At 35.4% G+C, this 601-nt stretch carries 1 protein-coding gene; it reads right to left on the bottom strand.

The window, feature by feature from the left end:
* On the bottom strand, positions 1-601 hold a 601-nt coding region (locus SM447_RS29505; protein WP_474576138.1), incomplete at both ends, for a cellulase N-terminal Ig-like domain-containing protein.

Raw genomic sequence — 601 nt, 5'->3', positions numbered from 1 at the left:
TTGATTATTCGAAGTAAATGTGTAAGTACCAATGTCGTCAATTGAGGAAATATCTACTGTTGCAGCATATGCATTTGCATCAAACCATAAGCTAGAGTTTTGTGATGTTCCTGACAGTACCGTAGTACCACTTGAATTTTTTACAGTATATGATTTTCCTGCAAAAGGAATGGTGTTGACTAAACTAATGTATTTTTTTCTTCCTTTAAAATAGGAAATTTGATTGTATCGAATCTCAAAAACCTCTGGGATATTAAGCGGTTCTACAGGACTACCAACAGAAATCCAATCGATGTCGACCGTGCCGTTAAACTTTCCAAAAGGGGAATTGCTATCTCCTGAGTCAATTAAAAATAACAATTCTTCTATATTTTTACTATCAACTACACATTTGTTGATTCCGGATTGTCCACCATTCTGACAAGGCTCCGAAAATCCACCATCTCTAAATCTATCTAAGTAAAGGAATTCATGGATTTTATATTGAGTAGTCAAATTCAATGAAGCCGGATTCTGGTTGGTGATAAAGTCGTTGTTGTCAACCAGGTCAAGTCGTAGTGTTACATTTTTGCTAGCTCTTGCTTTGATGAAAATTATAGGG

It is taken from the genome of Micromonospora aridisoli, from assembly GCF_056150025.1.
Note: the sequence above shows the minus strand (reverse complement) of the source record. Positions and strands in the feature narration are given on the sequence as shown.